Origin of the sequence: Pseudomonas sp. AAC (assembly GCF_000725445.1) — a bacterium.
Lineage (GTDB): Bacteria > Pseudomonadota > Gammaproteobacteria > Pseudomonadales > Pseudomonadaceae > Pseudomonas > Pseudomonas citronellolis.
Map to the genome: position 1 here is coordinate 335126 of NZ_KL647099.1, position 17362 is coordinate 352487.

A 17362-nucleotide genomic window follows, 5' to 3' on the forward strand; every position below is an offset into this window, starting at 1 on the left:
TTTGCTCTATCCGTCGCAGCTTGCATTCAACGCGCAAAAATAACGCGGGGCATTCGCGCCCGCCGTCGTACCGTTGAGCCATCGCTGTCCTGCATGGCCCATTCGACGATCTCCTGCACATCGTCATCCACCGTGGCCCTGAGGCCATCCAGCCCGCGGCTGCCCGCGTGCGCCAGTTCCAGCCAGGTCACCAGCTCGGCCAATCCCTGTTGCAGCGGCTGCGTCTCCAGCAACGCGCGCAAGCTGATCTGCGACTGCTGCCGCAATGCCTGCCGCAGGGCCTGACGCAGGCGGGTCTTGTCCACGACGTGCTGGTCGAACAGGCGTGCGGTGTCGATGTCGTCGTCACCGTCCTCAAGGACCAGTTCCGCCAGGCGTGGCTTGGCATGAAGCGCGAACAGGGGGCGTTCCTGCGGCAAGGCGATGTCCGCGCCCATCTCGTCGAGGCGTATCACGTCGCCGGCCGGAGGCATGTCGCGCAAGGCCAGCGCCTTGGTTTCGATGCCGTGCAAGAGTTCGAGGATGCGGCGGTTTTCCTGGAAGGCCCGGTCATCCAGGAAGCGGCGCAGTTGTTGCGACAACTGCGCTACCGTGCGTTGGGTATGTTCGCCCGCTTCCAGCCAATCGTGGTGCACCCGGCGGGTGCGCGGCTCCGGCTTGAGCGCAACCACGGCGGGCAGGCCGAGGATCTGGTCGAGCCGTGCGGACAGTTCTTCCTGGCGACGGCTGGACATCAGGAAGTCCCAGAATGCACGGAAGCTGCGCCCCTGGTCGGAATCCCCGATGGCGTCGCGCTCGCCCATGACCTCGTCGAGCAGCGCCCCCTTGCTCCCGTCCCACAACGCGATCTTCTCGCGGACGCTGCGGTCGAGTTGGCGGAAGTTGTGTTCCACCTGGCGAAAATCGCTCAGCAGTTCGCGCGCCAACTGCTGGAATTGCAGGAAGCGATCCTTGATGGCCGTGTCATCCATGAGCGGCACATCGCCGGACAGGACGCGGCCAATCTCGGCGTCGATCTCATCGCGCTTGCGGCGCAGTTCCTCCAGGCGCTTGGCTGGATCGGCCTCGCTTCCGGTGCTGATCTGCTCCAGCAGCGCGAACAAGGTCAGCAGGCGCGATTCGGTACCGACGAAAGGCCGTTCGGTCAGCGACACCAGCCAGGCGATGGCCTTTTCCGTGGCAGGGGTGAGATCGAACTGGGCCTCGTCGGTGCCGGGCTTGTAGAATTTGCGCAGCCAGCCCTTGTCCGGCGCGCACCAGTCATTCAGGTATTCGGTTGCGGCTTTCGGATACGCCTCGGCACCGAGCTGTTCGCGCAGGGCAAACAACTCGTCTTCCAGCATTTCGGCCAGATCCGCTTCGCTCGTCAGCCGCACGTTCGGTGCAACGAACACCCGGTACAGGAAGCTTGCTACCAATGGCGCATGTGGCGAGGCGAGCAATCGCCATGCAGGATGCCGATCGCGGTATGTCGTGAGCGTGAGGTGGTCCAGTGCCATGATGGGCTGCCTATTCGAGCCGTTCGTTGACAACGACGTCTCGATCCGAATTTACGGATCGGCTCGCCCGGCAAGCGTGAATCAAGGCAGCGTGGTCACTCATGCGAAACCGCCTCCAGGTAAGGACGCATGACATTTGCGACCCGACAGACCTTGGCATGGCGCCATAGGTCATCGGCTGAAGCCTTGCGTGTCCTCCAGGCAGCTGCCTCAATGGCCACGTCCAGGCCGATCTGGTTGCGGTGCTTGAAGCAGTCCGCCACGGTTTTTGCGGCACTGTAGATCCGCAGTCTGGCGCCGTCGCGTTCGTGCTCATCAATGCCCGAGGCATAGGCATCACCCGCCATCTGCACCATCTTGATCGGCGGCTGCTCGATACGTGGGGTGTGGCTGCCGCGAGGCATGGCAATCCAAACCTGGCGAGGCAGTTGCGTGGTCAGTTCGTGGAACTGGAGTGCCGTCAGCAAGCAGAACACGGCTTTGGGAACCTTGACTGCAATCGTGGCAAGGTCCTCGTGCTCGGACATGGGGGTGCCTGGCAAACGGTAGAGGCCGCGCCCGACACGCTCCAACTGCCCGGAAGTAGACAGACGTGTCAGCACCACCCGCGGCGCGCCGATGGTGTCCAAGTCGCTGGTGCGCAGGAAGCCCTGCTTGTGGAGCAGGGCAAGAGCGCGCTGGGCATGTGAGGATCTTTCCATCGTCCCAAAGGTGTTCCTTGATTTCGTTGATCTTATACATCAAACGATAGAATGAAACTCGCCTGCCTGGAGCGCGCGTTGATGACTGATCGCGAATGTCCGCAGACAAATGCGGACAGGATCTGGTTGCCGATGCGGTTCGACCGGTACATGATCTGGCCTGATTCCGTAGCGCCAACGGAATAAACCCGTTATCAATCAACGATATGAGTGCGGCGTGATGTTCCCTTCGCCCGCTCCAGAACACCCTGCCAAGCCCCTGAAATGCCTAGCGTTTCGGGGGTTTTGCTTTTTTGGGGGCGGGAAGGTGTCGAAAAAGTGTCGAGGCATACTTGCTCATACGCACTCGGGCGCAGAGAGCCATCACCCGATAGGCCCCACCAAGCAGTAGCGAATCAATTGCTGTTCCACACTCTGCTTCTGGCGTAAGACCAGGATAACCGCGACCTCGCCTTGCTCTTCGTGTAGTTCGTAAAAGACGCGATAAGGGCCGGTATTGAGTTCGCGATAGTTCAACACCCCCAAAAGGCTTGCCTGCTGGCTGATTGGGTAACCTTGGGGTGTAAGAGAAATCTTCTCTTCAATCTCATCCAAAAGGCTCAGCACTGACTGGAGTGCAGCCTGCGAACCTTGGAATTGAGCCAAGTGGTGTACTTGGTCTTCGATGCTTTGTTCTGCGGTATCGGTGAGACGGATGACGACCTTGGACATCGAACCTCCTTATTCTGGTTGATCGAACCTCCTGGAAAGACGAGCTTTCAGATCATCTACAGAGCGATGTTTGCCTTCTGCGTATTGACGAGAGCCGATCGCAAGCAGCTTCACCAACGCAATTGCTTCGTCACGTTGCTTTCGTTCTGCATATGACTCAATCACGTAGGCAGGAACACCGTTCTGTGTGACGACCATTGGCTCGGATAAATCCAGGTCGGCCGCATGGCGTTTCAAATAACTAATTGTCTCGACTCGCATGAGTCGGTACCTCCATTGCTGTGGGAACACTCAAGGCCTGGAACTCAGGTTCTACGGTGTTCGAACTCCACCAGGCTCCATATCCAGGCAACCGATGGGATTCACACGTCGACAGTTGAACCTGCCGATCGGTTTCGTATCGTAGCCTGAATTCGGACCGAATTTGAACCGTCTGCGGACGCTTTTTTGCCTCTGCCGACACTGTGACGTTCAGCCTATGAGCGGGTTGAATCGCGCATCACTACCCAAATGGCGATTGCTTCAATGAGCAGCGCGGTTCCGACTGCACCGAGTCCTTCGGCTATCCCTCATCCCTAGCTGTGAACCCAGTTCACAGCCCCTATGCCACCAACGGGGATTATCACCCCGCCCCCGGCTCCCTACCCTGCGCAGACCAGGGCCCGTGAGGCCCTGGACAATCACAAGAACAATTCCTGCGTGCCGAGGTGCTGTCGATGAACGCGACGCCTGATAATCCACCCAAGAACCGCCTGGGCCATGGCCTGAAGAGCCGCCAGGTGACCATGATTTCCATCGGCGGCGTGATCGGCGCCGGGCTTTTCGTCGGTTCCTCCAATGCCATCGCCACCGCCGGGCCGGCGGTGCTGCTGGCCTATCTGCTGGCTGCGGTCATCGTCGTGCTGGTGATGCAGATGCTCGGCGAGATGGCCACCGCGCGGCCGGACACCGGTTCCTTCTCGTCCTATGCCGACCAGGCCATGGGGCGCTGGGCCGGGTTTTCCATCGGCTGGCTGTACTGGTGGTTCTACGTGCTGGTGATCAGCATCGAGGCCATAGTCGCCGGCAACATCCTCGCGCCCTGGCTGGGCGTGGCGCCCTGGGTGGCGGCGCTGGGCATCACCCTGGCGCTGACGCTGTGCAACTGCCTGAGCGTCGGCAACTTCGGCGAGCTGGAGTACTGGCTGGCGTTATTCAAGGTGGTTTCCATCGTCGGCTTCATCGTCCTCGGCGTGCTGGCGATCTTCGGCTTGCTGCCGGGTTCTTCCACTTCCGGTGTGCAGCATCTGTATGCCGACGGCGGTTTCATGCCCAAGGGCCCGGTGTCGGTGGTGGCGGCCATGCTCACGGCGATGTTCAGCTTCCAGGGCAGCGAGATCGTGACCATCGCCGCCGCCGAGACCAGGGAGCCGCGCGCCAACATCCGCAAGGCGATCCGCGCGGTGGTCTGGCGCCTGGGCCTGTTCTACCTCGGCTCGATGCTGGTGGTGGTGTGCCTGGTGCCGTGGAACGCCCCGGGGCTGGCGCAGGGTTCCTACCAGTCGGTGCTGGCGGCGATGAACATTCCCTACGCGCCGCAGATCATGAGCGTGGTGGTGCTGGTGGCGGTGAGCAGTTGCCTGAACTCGGCGATCTACACCGCCTCGCGCATGGCCTACTCGCTGGCCTATCGCGGCGATGCGCCGCGCGCCTGGGGCCGCACCAACCGCCGCGGCGTGCCGCTGGGCGCGGTGCTGAGCACCGCCGGCGTGGCCCTGCTGGCGCTGGGCGCGAACTACCTGCTGCCCAAGGAGGTGTTCGACTTCCTGCTCGCCTCCAGCGGCGCCATCGCCCTGCTGATGTACCTGGTGATCGCCATCACCCAGCTGTGCATGCGCCGCAAGCTGCGCGCCAGCGGCGAGCCCCTGGCGGTGGAGATGTGGGCCTTCCCCTGGCTGACCCTGGCGACCATCGCGCTGATCGTCGGCATCCTGGCGATCATGTCGGTGTTCCCCGGCCACCGCGGCGAGCTGCTCACCACCCTGGGCCTGAGCGCCGTGCTGGCGGGCATCGGCCTGTACCTGCAGAAGCGCCAGCCGCAGCTCTCCGCGCAGCGCGCGCAGGGCGGCTTCGGCGAACTGGCGGCGCTGTGACGCCACTTCACAACGCCTGTGCCGGCGGCCCGGTTTTTCCGCCGCCGGCGCCCACCTAACCTGCCCGTGGCGCGGTTCGCCGAGCCCGCCGTGGCCTTCCCCAACTGCCTGATAGAGAGTGATCGATGAGCATCGCGATGAAGCCGGACGAACTGGCGATTCCCTACCAACTGCCGCAGGTGCCGTTCATGGCGCCGGACATGGTCCTGCCCGGCGTGCTGGACCAGTGGCTGGAGGACGACCAGCTGTGGGTCCCGGTGACCGCCAGCGTCTCCTTCAAGCCGCTGCTGCTGAGCGTGAGCGGCGGCTACTACATCAACCTGCTGCGCGTGCGCCAGAGCGGCGTGCTGTCGCGCCATCGCCACACCGGCGGCGTGCACGCGCTGGTGCTCAAGGGCCGCTGGTGGTACCTGGAGCACGACTGGGTCGCCGAGCAGGGCTCCTTCGCCTTCGAGCCGCCGGGCGAGACCCACACCCTGTTCGTGCCCGAGGACGTCGAGGAAATGATCACCTGGTTCCACGTCCAGGGCGGCTACACCTACGTCGATCCGCAGGGCGTGGCGGTGGGCTACGAGGACGTCTTCACCAAGCTGGAGGCGGCGCGCCGGCACTATGCGTCCATCGGCCTGGGCGAGGACTACGTCGAGCGCTTCATCCGCTGAAGCGGGCCGGCACGGCGGGCGCTATGCTCGCCGCCACGGCGCATCGAGGACCGGACATGGACAACTATTCGCAACTGCTGGCCTTTATCTGGGCGGTCGAGCACGGCAATTTCTCCGCCGCGGCGCGCGCCCACGAGATGACGCCTTCGGCGGTCAGCAAGCTGATCAGCCGCCTGGAGGATCGCCTGCAGGTGCGCCTGTTCCAGCGCGGCACGCGGAGCCTGACGCTGACCGAGGAGGGCGCCGCCTACCTGCGCAGCGCCCGCGCCGTGGTGGAGGCGATGGCCGAGGCGGACTCGCTGGCCGAGGCGCTGCCGACGCGGGTCAGCGGCACCCTGCGCATCCACACCATGACCACCTTCGCCAAGCACCAGATCGCGCCCTGGCTGCCGGAATTCCTCGACCGCTACCCGGCGCTGCAGGTGGAGATCCAGGTCGGCGCGCAGTACGTCGACCAGTTCGAGCAGGGCCTGGACCTGGCCATCCACAGCGGCGTGCTGCCGGACTCCAGCCGGGTGACCCGGCGCCTGGGCGAGACGCAGTGGATCACCTGCGCCGCCCCGGCCTACCTGGCGCGCTGCGGCACGCCCCGCCACCCGCAGGAGTTGCTGCGCCACCGCTGCTTCCAGTTCAGCTTCGACAGCCCGTGGAACCGCTGGAGCTTCCGCGCAGGCCCGGAGCGCCTGAACGTGCCGGTGACGCCCGCGGCGACCTTCGCCCAGGGCGACCTGCTGCGCGACATGGCCCTGGCCGGCGCCGGCATCGTGCGCCTGGCCGACTTCCATATCGGCGCCGACATCCGCGCCGGCCGCCTGGTGCAGGTGCTGGAGGAATACCCCAGCGACCTGCGCGAGCCGGTGTACCTGATCTATGCCAACCGCAAGCACCTGAGCCCGAGGATCAAGGTCTTCCGCGACTTCCTCGAGCAGCGCCTGCGGGAGGCACCCTGGAGCCTGTCCTAGGCCAGGCCGTTACGACCCTTTCACGAGGCGCCCGCATGGCGGGCGCGATGCAGGAGTAGACCATGGCCCATCTGGTGGGTGACGTATCCAGCGCCGCGCGCATTCTTCCCGACCTGGACGGCGAGAAGCTGTTCATCCAGCGGGGCAGGGGAGCCTACCTCTGGGATGCCCAGGGGCGGCGCTACATCGATACCGCGCTGGGCTTCGGCGCGGTGCTGCTCGGCCATTCCGAGCCGGCGGTGATCGAGGCGGTGGGCACTGCCCTGCAGGATGCCGCCGCGCCGTCCTGGGCCCACGTGCGCGAGCATGCCGCCGCCGACTGCCTGGCGCGCCACGGCGGCGCGCTCGACAAGGTGATCTTCACCAACTCCGGCAGCGAGGCGGTGCACCTGGCCTGCCGCGCGGCGCGCGCCTACACCGGCCGGCCGCGCATCGCCAAGATGGCCGCCGGCTTCGACGGCTGGTTCGACGAGGTGATCCTGGGCAACGTCGGTTCCGCCGAAGCCACCTTCGCCCCTGGCGAGCGCCCGGCGAGCGAGCGCATGACGCTGTTGCGCTACAACGACTTCGACGACGTCGAGCGGCTGTTCGCCGAGCACCACGACATCGCCGCCGTACTGCTCGAACCCATGCTGGCCAACGCCGGCTGCATCATGGCCGCGCCCGGCTACCTGGCGCACGTGCAGCGCGTGGCCCACGCCCATGGCGCGCTGGTGATCAGCGACGAGGTGCTGATGGGCTTTCGCCGTCACGCCGGGCTGAGCAGCCTGTACGAGGGGCTGGACCCGGACCTGGCCAGCGTCGGCAAGGCCATCGGCAACGGCGTGCCGGTCTCGGCGGTGCTGGGCAAGGCGCACATCCTGGCCGGCTTCGAGGAAGGCCGGGTACTGCGCGGCGGTACCTTCAGCGGCAACCCCATGGCCTGCGCGGCCGTGCAGGCGACCCTGGCGCAGCTCGAAGACGCCGACTATGCCGCGCTGATGGCGCGTGGCGAGGTGCTTCGCAACTGGATCGAGCGGCTGTTCCGCGAACATGGCATGCCCCTGTCCACCAGCGGCTACGGCAACGTCTTCGGCCTCTGGCCGGCAGAGCGGGCGCCGCGGGATTTCGACGAAGCTGTGCGCATCGCCAATCCCGGCTTCAGCAAGGCGCTGCACCTGGAACTGCGCCGCGCGGGTCTGTTGCTGATGCCCTCGCCCTATGGCCGGCTGTACCTGTCCTTCGTCCACACCGATGCGGTGGTCGAGGAGATGAAGGCGGCGTTCGAGCAGGCGGTGGAGCGTTTAGCCGAGGTGCTCTTGTAGGAGCCGAGCTCGCTCGCGAACAAACGCGGTGCCATGCGGTTCGCGAGCAAGCTCGCTCCTACGAAAAGCCGTGCTCGCCTGCAACGTAGGAGCGAAGCTTCTCCGCGATAGCCGGATGTATCGGCGCGCTTCGCGGATGAGATCCGCTCCTACGCTACCCCACCTACGCCATTCCCTTGTAGGAGCGCGCCCTGCGCGCGAAATCGCGGGCAGGGCCCGTGCGGGAATGCGTGGTGTTTTTCCCGTAGGAGCGGAGCTTCTCCGCGATAGCCGGATGTATCGGCGCGCTTCGCGGATGAGATCTCCTACGCTGCCCCACCTGCGCCATTCCCTTGTAGGAGCGCGCCCTGCGCGCGAAATCGCGGGCAGGGCCCGTGCGGGAATGCGTGGTGTTTTTCCCGTAGGAGCGGAGCTTCTCCGCGATAGCCGGATGTATCGGCGCGCTTCGCGGATGAGATCCGCTACGCTGCCCCACCTACGCCATCCCCCTGTAGGAGCGCGCCCTGCGCGCGATTTCGCGGGCAGGGCCCGCTCCTACAGGTTGTGGGCTTTCAGGCTTGCTGGCGGGCGCTTTCCTGCAGCCGCCGGGGCTCGGCGATGGCTTCTTCCCCGGCCAACTTCTGCGCCGCCGGCTCGTCTTCGGCGTTGACCGAGCGGCGGAAGCCCTTGATGGCTTCGCCCAGGTCGCTGCCCAGGTGCTTCACCCGCTTGCTGCCGAATACCAGCAGCGCCACCAGCAGCAGGACCAGCCAGTGTTTCCAGTCGAATATGCCCATCACCATGTCTCCAGGTCGCGGTTCGGTTGTTGTTATTGGCGCCTGCATTTTTGGTGGGTAGGTTCTGCTGCAGAAGGCACTATCCAACAGATAACCTGGACTTTTCGTGGATCGTGCGAGTGGCCGATCTACGGCGGGAGGGCAGGGCTGGAGACTTTTCCGCGAAGAGTGGAATTTTCTTAAGAGTATTCGCTTGGCTTGTCCGCTGAATATTTATAACTAATTGATTTTTAAGTATTTAACTCGTGGCATGGTAATTGACTGGGGGTCGCCGGCGCGGCACGCAAGTGGCCGCACGCCAATCCGATAACAACAAAAGGCCGGCACTCCCATGTTCGATCAATCCGTTCGCCTTCGCGTATCCCGCCTCGCCTGCGCCATGCTCCTGGCCGGCGCCGCCACCTCGGCCCTCGCCACGGAGGGCGGCACCTCCTCCTGGCCCATGGGCATCGAGATCTACGGGATGGGCATCCTTCCACCGCCTGGCACCTACGCCCAGCTGTTCGCGGGCAACTACCTGGCCGATACGTTGCGCGACAACGGCGGCCACAAGGCCGCCGACATCGACCTGCGCGTTTCCACCCTGGTGCCGCGTTTCGTCTGGGTGACGGAGCAGAAGGTGCTGGGCGGCGACCTCGGCTTCCACGCCCTGCTGCCGCTCACCGACATGCGCCTGAACATCAAGAATGGCCCCCACGACCACAAGCGCGGCATCGGCGACGCCCACCTGGGGCCGGTGATCGGCTTCCACCCGAGCGAGAAGTTCCACGTGGCCACCGGCGTCGACTTCGTGCTGCCCACCGGCAGCTACGACAAGGACGACATCATCAACCTGGGCACCCACTACTACACCGTGCAGGCGGTGCTGGCGATGACCTACGTGGACCCGGCGGGGCCCAACGCCGACATCCGCCTGATGCACGACTACAACTTCGAGAACCGCGCCACCGACTACCAGTCCGGCCGTGAGCTGCACGCCGACTACACCCTTGGCTGGGGCATGGGCAACGGCTGGGTGCTCGGCGTCGGCGGCCACGCCTATTAGCAGATCAGCGACGACAAGCTCGATGGCCATACCGTCGAGGACTCCCGCGGGCGGACCTTCTCCATCGGCCCGGCGGTGCAGTACGCGAGTAAGGATGGCTGGTTCTTCAGTGCCAAGTGGCAGGACGATACGGGCGTGCGCAACCGGCCGGATGGGCAGACGTTCTGGTTCAAGTTCACTACGCCGCTCTAAAAGCCCGAGGGCTTTTCGTAGGAGCGGAGCTTCTCCGCGATAGCCGGAACCATCGGCGCGATTCGCGGATGAGATCCGCTCCTACGCTGCCCCGCCTACGCCATTCCCCTGTAGGAGCGCGCCCTGCGCGCGATTCGCGGGCAGGGCCCGCTACGGTAAACATGACGCCCCGTAGGATGGGTTGAGCCTGCGATACCCATGCGGTCGTGGTGATGGGTATCGCTTCGCTCAACACCATCCTACGAAAAGCCATGCTCGCCCATGCGGTAGGAGCGGAACTTCTCCGCGATAGCCGGAACCATCGGCGCGATTCTCGGATGAGATCCGCTACGCTGCCCCGCTTACGCCATTCCCCTGTAGGAGCGCGCCCTGCGCGCGATTCGCGGGCAGGGCCCGCTACGGTAAACATGACGCCCCGTAGGATGGGTTGAGCTTTGCGATACCCATGCGGTCGTGGTGATGGGTATCGCTTCGCTCAACACCATCCTACGAAAAGCCATGCTCGCCCATGCGCTAGGAGCGGAGCTTCTCCGCGATAGCCGGAACCATCGGCGCGATTCGCGGATGAGATTCCTACGCCGCCCCGCCTACGCCATTCCCCTGTAGGAGCGCGCCCTGCGCGCGAATCGCGGACAAGGTCCGCTCCGGTAAACATGACGCCCCGTAGGATGGGTTGAGCCTGCGATACCCATGCGGTCGTGGTGATGGGTATTGCTTCGCTCAACCCATCCTACGACGGTATGCGCAGCTACAGGCCCCCGCCTCAGCGCCCCTTCAACCGGTAGCTGACCTGGGCGCGGCTCATGCCGAGCATCTGCGCGGCGGCGGTGATGTTGCCGCCGGTGCGCTCCATCGCCACTTGCACCAGGCGTCTTTCCACGTCTTCCAGGGAGACGCCGAGGGTCGGGTTGCGGCCGGAGACGAAGGCGAGCAGGCTGGCCAGTTCGGGTTCTTCCACGGCCTTGCCGGGCGCTGCCTCGGGCGTCGCTGGCGCCTGCGCGGGCGGTTCGCCGCCGGCTTCGGCGAGGGGGCGGGACAGCCGGCCTTCCGCCGTCAGCCCTATGGGCGCGGCGATCGGTGCGGCGCCGCCTTCGGCCAGGTGGATGACGTCCATCACCTCGCCATCGGCGGCGGCGATGACGCCGCGTTCGATGAGGTTCTGCAGCTCGCGGATGTTGCCCGGGAAGCGGTAGGTCAGCAGCGCGTTGACCAGGCGCGTGCTGAAGCCCGCCAGTTGCCGGCCGTGGCGCAGGCTGAACTTGCGCAGGAAGTAGCTCATCAGCAGCGGGATGTCTTCCCGGCGCTCGCGCAGCGGCGGCAGGTGGATGGGGAAGACGTTCAGGCGGTAGAACAGGTCCTCGCGGAAGCGCCCGGCCTCCACCTCGCGGCGCAGGTCGAGGTTGGTGGCCGCGACCACCCGCACGTCCACGCGGATCGCCGTGGTGCCGCCGACCCGCTCCAGCTCGCCCTCCTGCAGCACGCGCAGGATCTTGCTCTGCGCGGCCAGGCTGAGGGTGGCGATCTCGTCGAGGAACAGGGTGCCGCCGTTGGCCCTTTCGAAGCGCCCGGGCCGCGAGCGCTCGGCGCCGGTGAAGGCCCCGCGCTCGACGCCGAACAGCTCGGCCTCCACCAGGTTCTCCGGCAGGGTCGCGCAGTTCAGCGCCACCAGCGGCCCCTGGCTGCGCTTGCTGGCCTGGTGCAGGGTGCGGGCGAAGAGTTCCTTGCCCACGCCGGATTCCCCGGTCAGCAGCACCGTCGCCTGGGTCGGCGCCACCCGCTGCAGCAGTTGGCTGGCGGCCATGAAGGCGGCGGAGATGCCGACCATCGGCTGGTCTTCGTCGGGGCTGGGCAGCGTGGCGACCGTGGTCGCCTGGCTGCTGCCGTAGGTGCTGCGGCCGAGGAAGTCGCTGGCGTCCAGGTGGGCCAGGCCGGCGTCGATGTCGTCCCATTCCTCCGCCGGCTTGCCGATGATGCGGCAGGCGTGGTGGCCCATGGCGCGGCACTCCACCTCGCGGAACACCACCAGGCGCCCGAGCAGCGACGAGGCATAGCCGCTGGCGTAGCCGATGCCCATCCAGCACGAGGGCTCGCTGCCCAGGCCGTAGGTGGCGATGTGCTCGTCGGCCTCCAGCGAGTTGTGCCAGAAGAACTCGGAGTAGAAGTGGCCGATGCTGGTGTCGATCTCGAAGTTGATCGGCTCGACGTTGACCATCCCTTCGAGCATGTGCAGGCGCGGCCCGGCGCTGTACAGGCTGGCGTGGTCGCCCTCGGGCCACTGCTCGCTGACCTGCGCCGCGTCGCGCGCGCCGGCCTGCCAGCCGATGCGGGTGAGCAGGCCGCGGGCCTTGTCCAGCCCCTGGGCCTCGATCAGTTCGCGGCGGATGGCGCCGAAGGCGGAGCCCTGTAGCAGCATCATGCGCTGGCCGCACAGCCAGATGCTGCCGTCCTGGGGAGAAAAGGCCACGGTCTCGGCCAGTTGCTCGGCAGAAGGCAGGCCCCGTGGATCGAATTGGCAGGCGCGGTCGACGATCAGGCGTTTCTGCCGGCTGAGCATGTGCCGGAAGAACTCTTCGTCCACCGCGCGCCCGTGTTTGCCCGGATTTGTAATAGTCATAAGGCAGTTCAAGAAGACGCAGGCTGGTCTGGGGAGTATGCCGGCCCGGCCACGGCGGTCAATCGGATTCCAGTCTTACGGGGAGGGGCGGCGAGCGCAAAATGTACGATAACCGCACGAAATCCCGCTTTTGGCCGCGTCCGTCGAGCTTTCTCCAGCGCCGCGTTTTTCTCTGCACAAAATTCCGCGGCCGCCGCGCCGCCAGCGCGAAAGGCGCCGCAGAAATCCTCCGATCAAATAACAACTATTTGTTTTTAAAGGATATTTTTATAGAAAGCGCAGCTGGCACGATAGTTGTTAATGCCGAAACACCTGCAACCTGAAAAATCCATAACAAGAAACCGGTGATTTCGACATGAACATCCTCCGCGCTTTCCGCCATGCCCGTGCGCTAGCCCATCCCGCCCTTGCCCGGCGCCGCCCGGCCCGCCCCGGCGACTGACCTTCGCCCAGCCCGTTTCCCTGTTTCCGTGGCCTTCGCCCAGGCCGGCGGCGGCCGTCCCTCGTCCAGACAAGAGGCACCAGCAACGATGAGCACCAGACCCCAGCCCTACCAGAACCTCGACCTGCAGCCGATCGCCGGCGCCTGGCGCGCCGGGAGCAGCGGCCGGCACATGGAGGTCCTCGACCCCTACAGCGGGCAGAGCCTGCTGCGCCTGGCCCTGGCCGACCGCGCCGACCTCGACGCCGCCTATGCCAAGGCCGCCGAGGCCCAGGTGGCTTGGGCCGCCACTGCGCCCGCCGAGCGCGCCCGGGTGATGCTCGAAGCGGTGCGCATCCTCGATGCGCGCCGCGAGGAGATCATCGACTGGCTGGTCCGCGAATCCGGCAGCACCCTGCTCAAGGCGCAGATCGAATGGGGCGCGGCGCGCGCCATCACCCTGGAGGCGGCCAGCCTGCCGAACCGCGTGCACGGGCGCATCGTCGCCTCCAACGTGCCGGGCAAGGAAAGCCGCGTGTACCGCGTGCCGCTCGGGGTGGTCGGGGTGATCAGCCCGTGGAACTTCCCGCTGCACCTCACCCAGCGTTCGCTGGCCCCGGCCCTGGCCCTGGGCAACGCGGTGGTGGTCAAGCCGGCCAGCGACACCCCGGTGTCCGGCGGCCTGCTGCTGGCGCGCGTGTTCGAGGAGGCCGGGTTGCCGGCCGGCGTGCTCAGCGTGGTGGTCGGCGCCGGCAGCGAGATCGGCGATGCCTTCGTCGAGCACCCGGTGCCGGCCTTCATCTCCTTCACCGGCTCGACCCAGGTCGGGCGCAACATCGGCCGCATCGCCAGCGGCGGCGCGCACCTCAAGCACGTGGCCCTGGAGCTGGGCGGCAACAGCCCCTTCGTGGTCCTGGCAGACGCCGACATCGAGCAGGCGGTGAACGCCGCGGTGGTGGGCAAGTTCCTCCACCAGGGGCAGATCTGCATGGCGATCAACCGCATCATCGTCGAACAGCCGGCGCTGGAAGCCTTCACCCGGCGCTTCGTCGAGCGCGTCCAGGCGCTGCCCTACGGCGACCCGCGCAAGCCGGAAACCGTGGTCGGCCCGGTGATCAACGACCGCCAGCTGCAGGGCCTGCGCGAGAAGGTCGCCAAGGCCCTGGACGAGGGCGCGCGCCTGCTGGTCGGCGGCGAGCCCCAGGGCAACGTCATGCCGCCCCACGTGTTCGGTGACGTGCACGCCGGCATGGAGATCGCCCGCGAGGAAATCTTCGGCCCGCTGGTGGGCATCCAGGCTGCGCGCGACGCCGAGCATGCGCTGGAGCTGGCCAACGGCAGCGAATACGGCCTGTCCAGCGCGGTGTTCACGTCGAGCCTGGAGCGCGGCGTGCAGTTCGCCCAGCGCATCCACGCGGGCATGACCCACGTCAACGACATGCCGGTCAACGACGAACCCAACGCCCCCTTCGGCGGCGAGAAGAACTCCGGCCTGGGCCGCTTCAACGGCGACTGGGCGATCGAGGAATTCACCACCGACCACTGGATCACCCTGCAGCACTCGCCGCGGCCCTATCCCTTCTGAGCGGCCGCCGGCCCCACCAATCCAATAACAAGATGGAGTACGAAATGTCCTTATCCTTCGACAGCCCGGCTGTGAAACGGACCTTCGCTGCTTGCCTTTGCGTGCCCTTGCTCGTGCTGGCCGGTAGCGCCTTCGCCGACGGCGACGGCGTGTGGAAAGGCGGCGCCAACGTCTACGAAAAAGTCTGCGGCCGCTGCCACGAGACCGGCATCGGGCCGGAACTGAAGGGGCGCCAGCTGCCGTCGCCCTACATAGTCGCGGTGGCGCGCAACGGCCTGCGGGCGATGCCGGCCTGGCCCGCTTCCTTCATCGACGACAAGGCGCTGCAACAGGTCGCCGACTACATCTCGCAGGCGCCCGCGCCGGCGGCCAAGCCCTGAGGAGCGCGCAATGAATCTCGAACGTCGTTCCCTGCTCAAGGGCATGGCCCTGGGCGGGCTGGCGGGCATCGCCATGGGCGGCTCCGGCCTGGCCCTGGCGCGTGGCGTCGCCGGCAGCGCCGTGGCGCAGCCGACGCTGGTGCTCATCAGCCCGGTGGTGGCCGGCTCGGCCTTCCTCCAGGGCCTGGCCGCCAACCCGGCCGCGGCCCGGGCCGAGCTGCTGCGCAGCGATGCCAGCCTGGCTTTCGTCCGTGAACTGCAACAGCGCCTGGAGGCCGGACGGCCGCAGCGCATCGTCGGCCTGCTGGACGACGCCAGCGCCGCGCTGGTGGTCGACCTGGCGCGCAGCGCCGGCGCCCGCGTGCAGTGGCTCGGTGAGCATAGCGCCGATGCGCGCGCCTCGCGGCACCGGCTGATCACCGCGGACGCCGCCCACGGCCACGCTCTGCAACTGGGCCTGCAGCTGGACGCCTGCGGCGCCGGCTTCGACCTGCGCGAGCAGTGCCCGCTGGGCAGCCGCCAGCCCCTGCGCCTGGGCGCCGCCGGCCGCAACGCCGGCAATGCCGAGCAATGGGCCGCCACTCTCGGCTACGGCCTGGCCTCGCTCGGCGCGCAGCCGCCGGCACCCGCGCCGCTGGTGGCCGGCCGCCCGAGCCCGCTGGCCGGACATTTCGTTTCGTTCTCGATCCAGGCTTGAAGGAGCACCTCCCATGACTGACGCAACCAACAAGGCCGTGCTCCCGCGCGGCGTCGACGCCAGCCACTTCCAACAGGCGCTGGCCAAGTTCCGCAAGCTGCTGGGCGAGGAGAACGTCCTGGCCAAGGACGACCAGTTGATCCCCTACGGCAAGATCATGATGCCGGTGGACAACGCCGAGCACGCGCCCTCCGCCGCCGTCACCGCCACCAGCGTCGAGCAGGTGCAGGGCGTGGTGAAGATCTGCAACGAGTTCAAGATCCCGCTGTGGACCATCTCCACCGGCCGCAACTTCGGCTACGGCTCGGCGGCCCCGGCGCAACGCGGCCAGGTCATCCTCGACCTGAAGAAGATGAACAAGATCATCCACATCGACCCGGAGCTGTGCACCGCCCTGGTCGAGCCCGGCGTCACCTACGGCCAGCTCTACGACTACCTGCAGGAAAATAATCTGCCGCTGATGCTGTCGTTCTCCGCGCCCTCGGCCATCGCCGGCCCGGTGGGCAACACCATGGACCGCGGCGTGGGTTACACCCCCTACGGCGAGCACTTCCTCATGCAGTGCGGCATGGAAGTGGTGCTGGCCAACGGCGACGTCTACCGCACCGGCATGGGCGGGGTGCCCGGCGACAAGGCCTGGCAGGTGTTCAAGTGGGGCTACGGCCCGACCCTGGACGGCATGTTCACCCAGGCCAACTACGGCATCTGCACCAAGATGGGCTTCTGGCTGATGCCCAAGCCGCCGGTGTTCAAGCCCTTCAGCATCGTCTACGACGACGAGGCGGACATCGCCGACATCGTCGAGATGATCCGCCCGCTGCGCATTGCCCAGATCATCCCCAACGCGGTGGTGATCGCCAACGCGCTGTGGGAGGCCGGCGGCATCAGCGTGCGCCGCTCGGACTACATCAAGGAGAAGGGCGCAACGCCGGATTCCGTGGTCCAGCAGATCGTCAAGGACAAGGGCCTGGGCCAGTGGAACGTCTACGCGGCGTTGTACGGCACCCCCGAGCAGGTGGAGGTGAACTGGAAGATCGTCACCGAGACCGTGAAGAAGTCCGGCAAGGGCCGCATCGTCACCCAGGAGCAGGCCGGCGACACCCAGCCGTTCAAGTACCGCGCCGAGCTGATGAGCGGCGTGCCCAACCTGCAGGAATTCGGCCTGTACAACTGGCGCGGCGGCGGTGGCTCGATGTGGTTCGCCCCGGTCAGCCAGGCGCGCGGCAGCGAGTGCGACAAGCAGAAGGTGCTGGCCAAGCGCATCCTCAACAAGCACGGTCTGGACTACACCGGCGAGTTCATCGTCGGCTGGCGCGACATGCACCACGTGATCGACGTGCTCTACGACCGCACCGACCCGGAGGAGACCCAGCGCGCCCACGACTGCTTCGCCGAGCTGCTGGACGAGTTCGCCAAGGAGGGCTACGCCGTGTACCGCGTGAACACCGCCTTCCAGGACCGCGTGGCGCAGATCTACGGCCCGGTCAAGCGCAGGGTGGAGCACGCCATCAAGCGCGCCCTGGACCCGAACAACATCCTCTCGCCGGGCAAGTCCGGCATCGACCTCGCCAACAACTTCTAGCCACCGCAACGGGCCCCGCCGGCAGTCGCCGGCGGGGCCGTTTCGCACAGCTGGATCCACTGGCCCGTTCCGCGCACGCCGGGTGCCGGGGGCCCCGGA

At 66.4% G+C, this 17362-nt stretch carries 15 protein-coding genes and 1 pseudogene; 10 read left to right on the top strand and 6 right to left on the bottom strand.

Features of this window, described 5'->3' with window-relative positions; all coding sequences use genetic code 11:
• Positions 1-26: 26 nt before the first annotated feature.
• From FG99_RS22825 to FG99_RS31560, 4 genes are all read right to left on the bottom strand, one after another.
• Positions 27-1499, bottom strand: a complete 1473-nt coding sequence (locus FG99_RS22825) for a DUF3375 domain-containing protein (RefSeq protein WP_009618251.1) — start codon at positions 1497-1499, stop codon at positions 27-29.
• A gap of 95 nt (positions 1500-1594) precedes the next feature.
• Positions 1595-2200, bottom strand: a complete 606-nt coding sequence (locus tag FG99_RS22830; protein ID WP_043272445.1) for a type IV toxin-antitoxin system AbiEi family antitoxin domain-containing protein — start codon at positions 2198-2200, stop codon at positions 1595-1597.
• 363 nt (positions 2201-2563) lie between these two features.
• Positions 2564-2911: a type II toxin-antitoxin system RelE/ParE family toxin gene (locus tag FG99_RS22835; protein WP_043272446.1), complete on the bottom strand. Its 348-nt coding sequence runs from the start codon at positions 2909-2911 to the stop codon at positions 2564-2566.
• 9 nt (positions 2912-2920) lie between these two features.
• Positions 2921-3172 (bottom strand): type II toxin-antitoxin system Phd/YefM family antitoxin, encoded by a 252-nt coding sequence (locus FG99_RS31560; protein WP_081884705.1) that lies wholly within the window; start codon positions 3170-3172, stop codon positions 2921-2923.
• Between the two features lie 455 nt (positions 3173-3627).
• Between FG99_RS31560 and FG99_RS22840 the strand changes: the two genes are divergently transcribed.
• The 4 genes from FG99_RS22840 (at position 3628) to FG99_RS22855 (ending at position 7971) form a co-directional block, all read left to right on the top strand.
• The gene (locus FG99_RS22840) at positions 3628-5043 is read left to right on the top strand and encodes an amino acid permease (protein ID WP_043272447.1); all 1416 of its coding nucleotides are present in this window, start codon (positions 3628-3630) and stop codon (positions 5041-5043) included.
• 125 nt (positions 5044-5168) lie between these two features.
• Positions 5169-5705 (top strand): 2,4'-dihydroxyacetophenone dioxygenase family protein, encoded by a 537-nt coding sequence (locus FG99_RS22845; RefSeq protein ID WP_043272448.1) that lies wholly within the window; start codon positions 5169-5171, stop codon positions 5703-5705.
• Between the two features lie 56 nt (positions 5706-5761).
• On the top strand, positions 5762-6667 hold the full coding sequence (locus tag FG99_RS22850; RefSeq protein ID WP_043272449.1) for a LysR family transcriptional regulator: 906 nt from the start codon (positions 5762-5764) through the stop codon (positions 6665-6667).
• Between the two features lie 62 nt (positions 6668-6729).
• Positions 6730-7971, top strand: a complete 1242-nt coding sequence (locus tag FG99_RS22855) for an aspartate aminotransferase family protein (RefSeq protein ID WP_043272450.1) — start codon at positions 6730-6732, stop codon at positions 7969-7971.
• 551 nt (positions 7972-8522) lie between these two features.
• On the opposite strand, the gene tatA is transcribed toward FG99_RS22855, so the two are convergent.
• A complete protein-coding gene (tatA, locus tag FG99_RS22860; protein ID WP_043272451.1) occupies positions 8523-8747 on the bottom strand; it encodes a twin-arginine translocase TatA/TatE family subunit in 225 nt (74 codons plus the stop codon).
• A 331-nt stretch (positions 8748-9078) separates the two neighbouring features.
• On the opposite strand from tatA, the pseudogene FG99_RS22865 reads away from it, so the two are divergent.
• Positions 9079-9984 (top strand): annotated as a pseudogene (locus FG99_RS22865) (transporter).
• A gap of 763 nt (positions 9985-10747) precedes the next feature.
• On the opposite strand, the gene FG99_RS22870 reads toward FG99_RS22865, so the two are convergent.
• Complete coding sequence (locus tag FG99_RS22870; protein ID WP_043272452.1) at positions 10748-12598, bottom strand: sigma-54-dependent Fis family transcriptional regulator; 1851 nt, start codon at positions 12596-12598, stop codon at positions 10748-10750.
• Positions 12599-12699: 101 nt separating this feature from the next.
• Here FG99_RS22870 and FG99_RS32210 point away from each other — a divergent pair, with 101 nt between their 5' ends.
• The 5 genes from FG99_RS32210 to FG99_RS22890 all read left to right on the top strand — a co-directional run bounded on the left by FG99_RS32210 (position 12700) and on the right by FG99_RS22890 (position 17263).
• Positions 12700-12921: a hypothetical protein gene (locus FG99_RS32210; RefSeq protein WP_141766225.1), complete on the top strand. Its 222-nt coding sequence runs from the start codon at positions 12700-12702 to the stop codon at positions 12919-12921.
• A 207-nt stretch (positions 12922-13128) separates the two neighbouring features.
• Positions 13129-14604 (top strand): aldehyde dehydrogenase family protein, encoded by a 1476-nt coding sequence (locus FG99_RS22875; RefSeq protein WP_043272453.1) that lies wholly within the window; start codon positions 13129-13131, stop codon positions 14602-14604.
• A gap of 44 nt (positions 14605-14648) precedes the next feature.
• Positions 14649-14984 (top strand): c-type cytochrome, encoded by a 336-nt coding sequence (locus FG99_RS22880; RefSeq protein WP_009618272.1) that lies wholly within the window; start codon positions 14649-14651, stop codon positions 14982-14984.
• Positions 14985-14994: 10 nt separating this feature from the next.
• Positions 14995-15681, top strand: a complete 687-nt coding sequence (locus FG99_RS22885; protein WP_043272454.1) for a hypothetical protein — start codon at positions 14995-14997, stop codon at positions 15679-15681.
• Between the two features lie 13 nt (positions 15682-15694).
• Positions 15695-17263, top strand: coding sequence for an FAD-binding oxidoreductase (locus tag FG99_RS22890; protein ID WP_043272455.1), 1569 nt, complete (start codon positions 15695-15697; stop codon positions 17261-17263).
• Positions 17264-17362 lie beyond the last annotated feature (99 nt).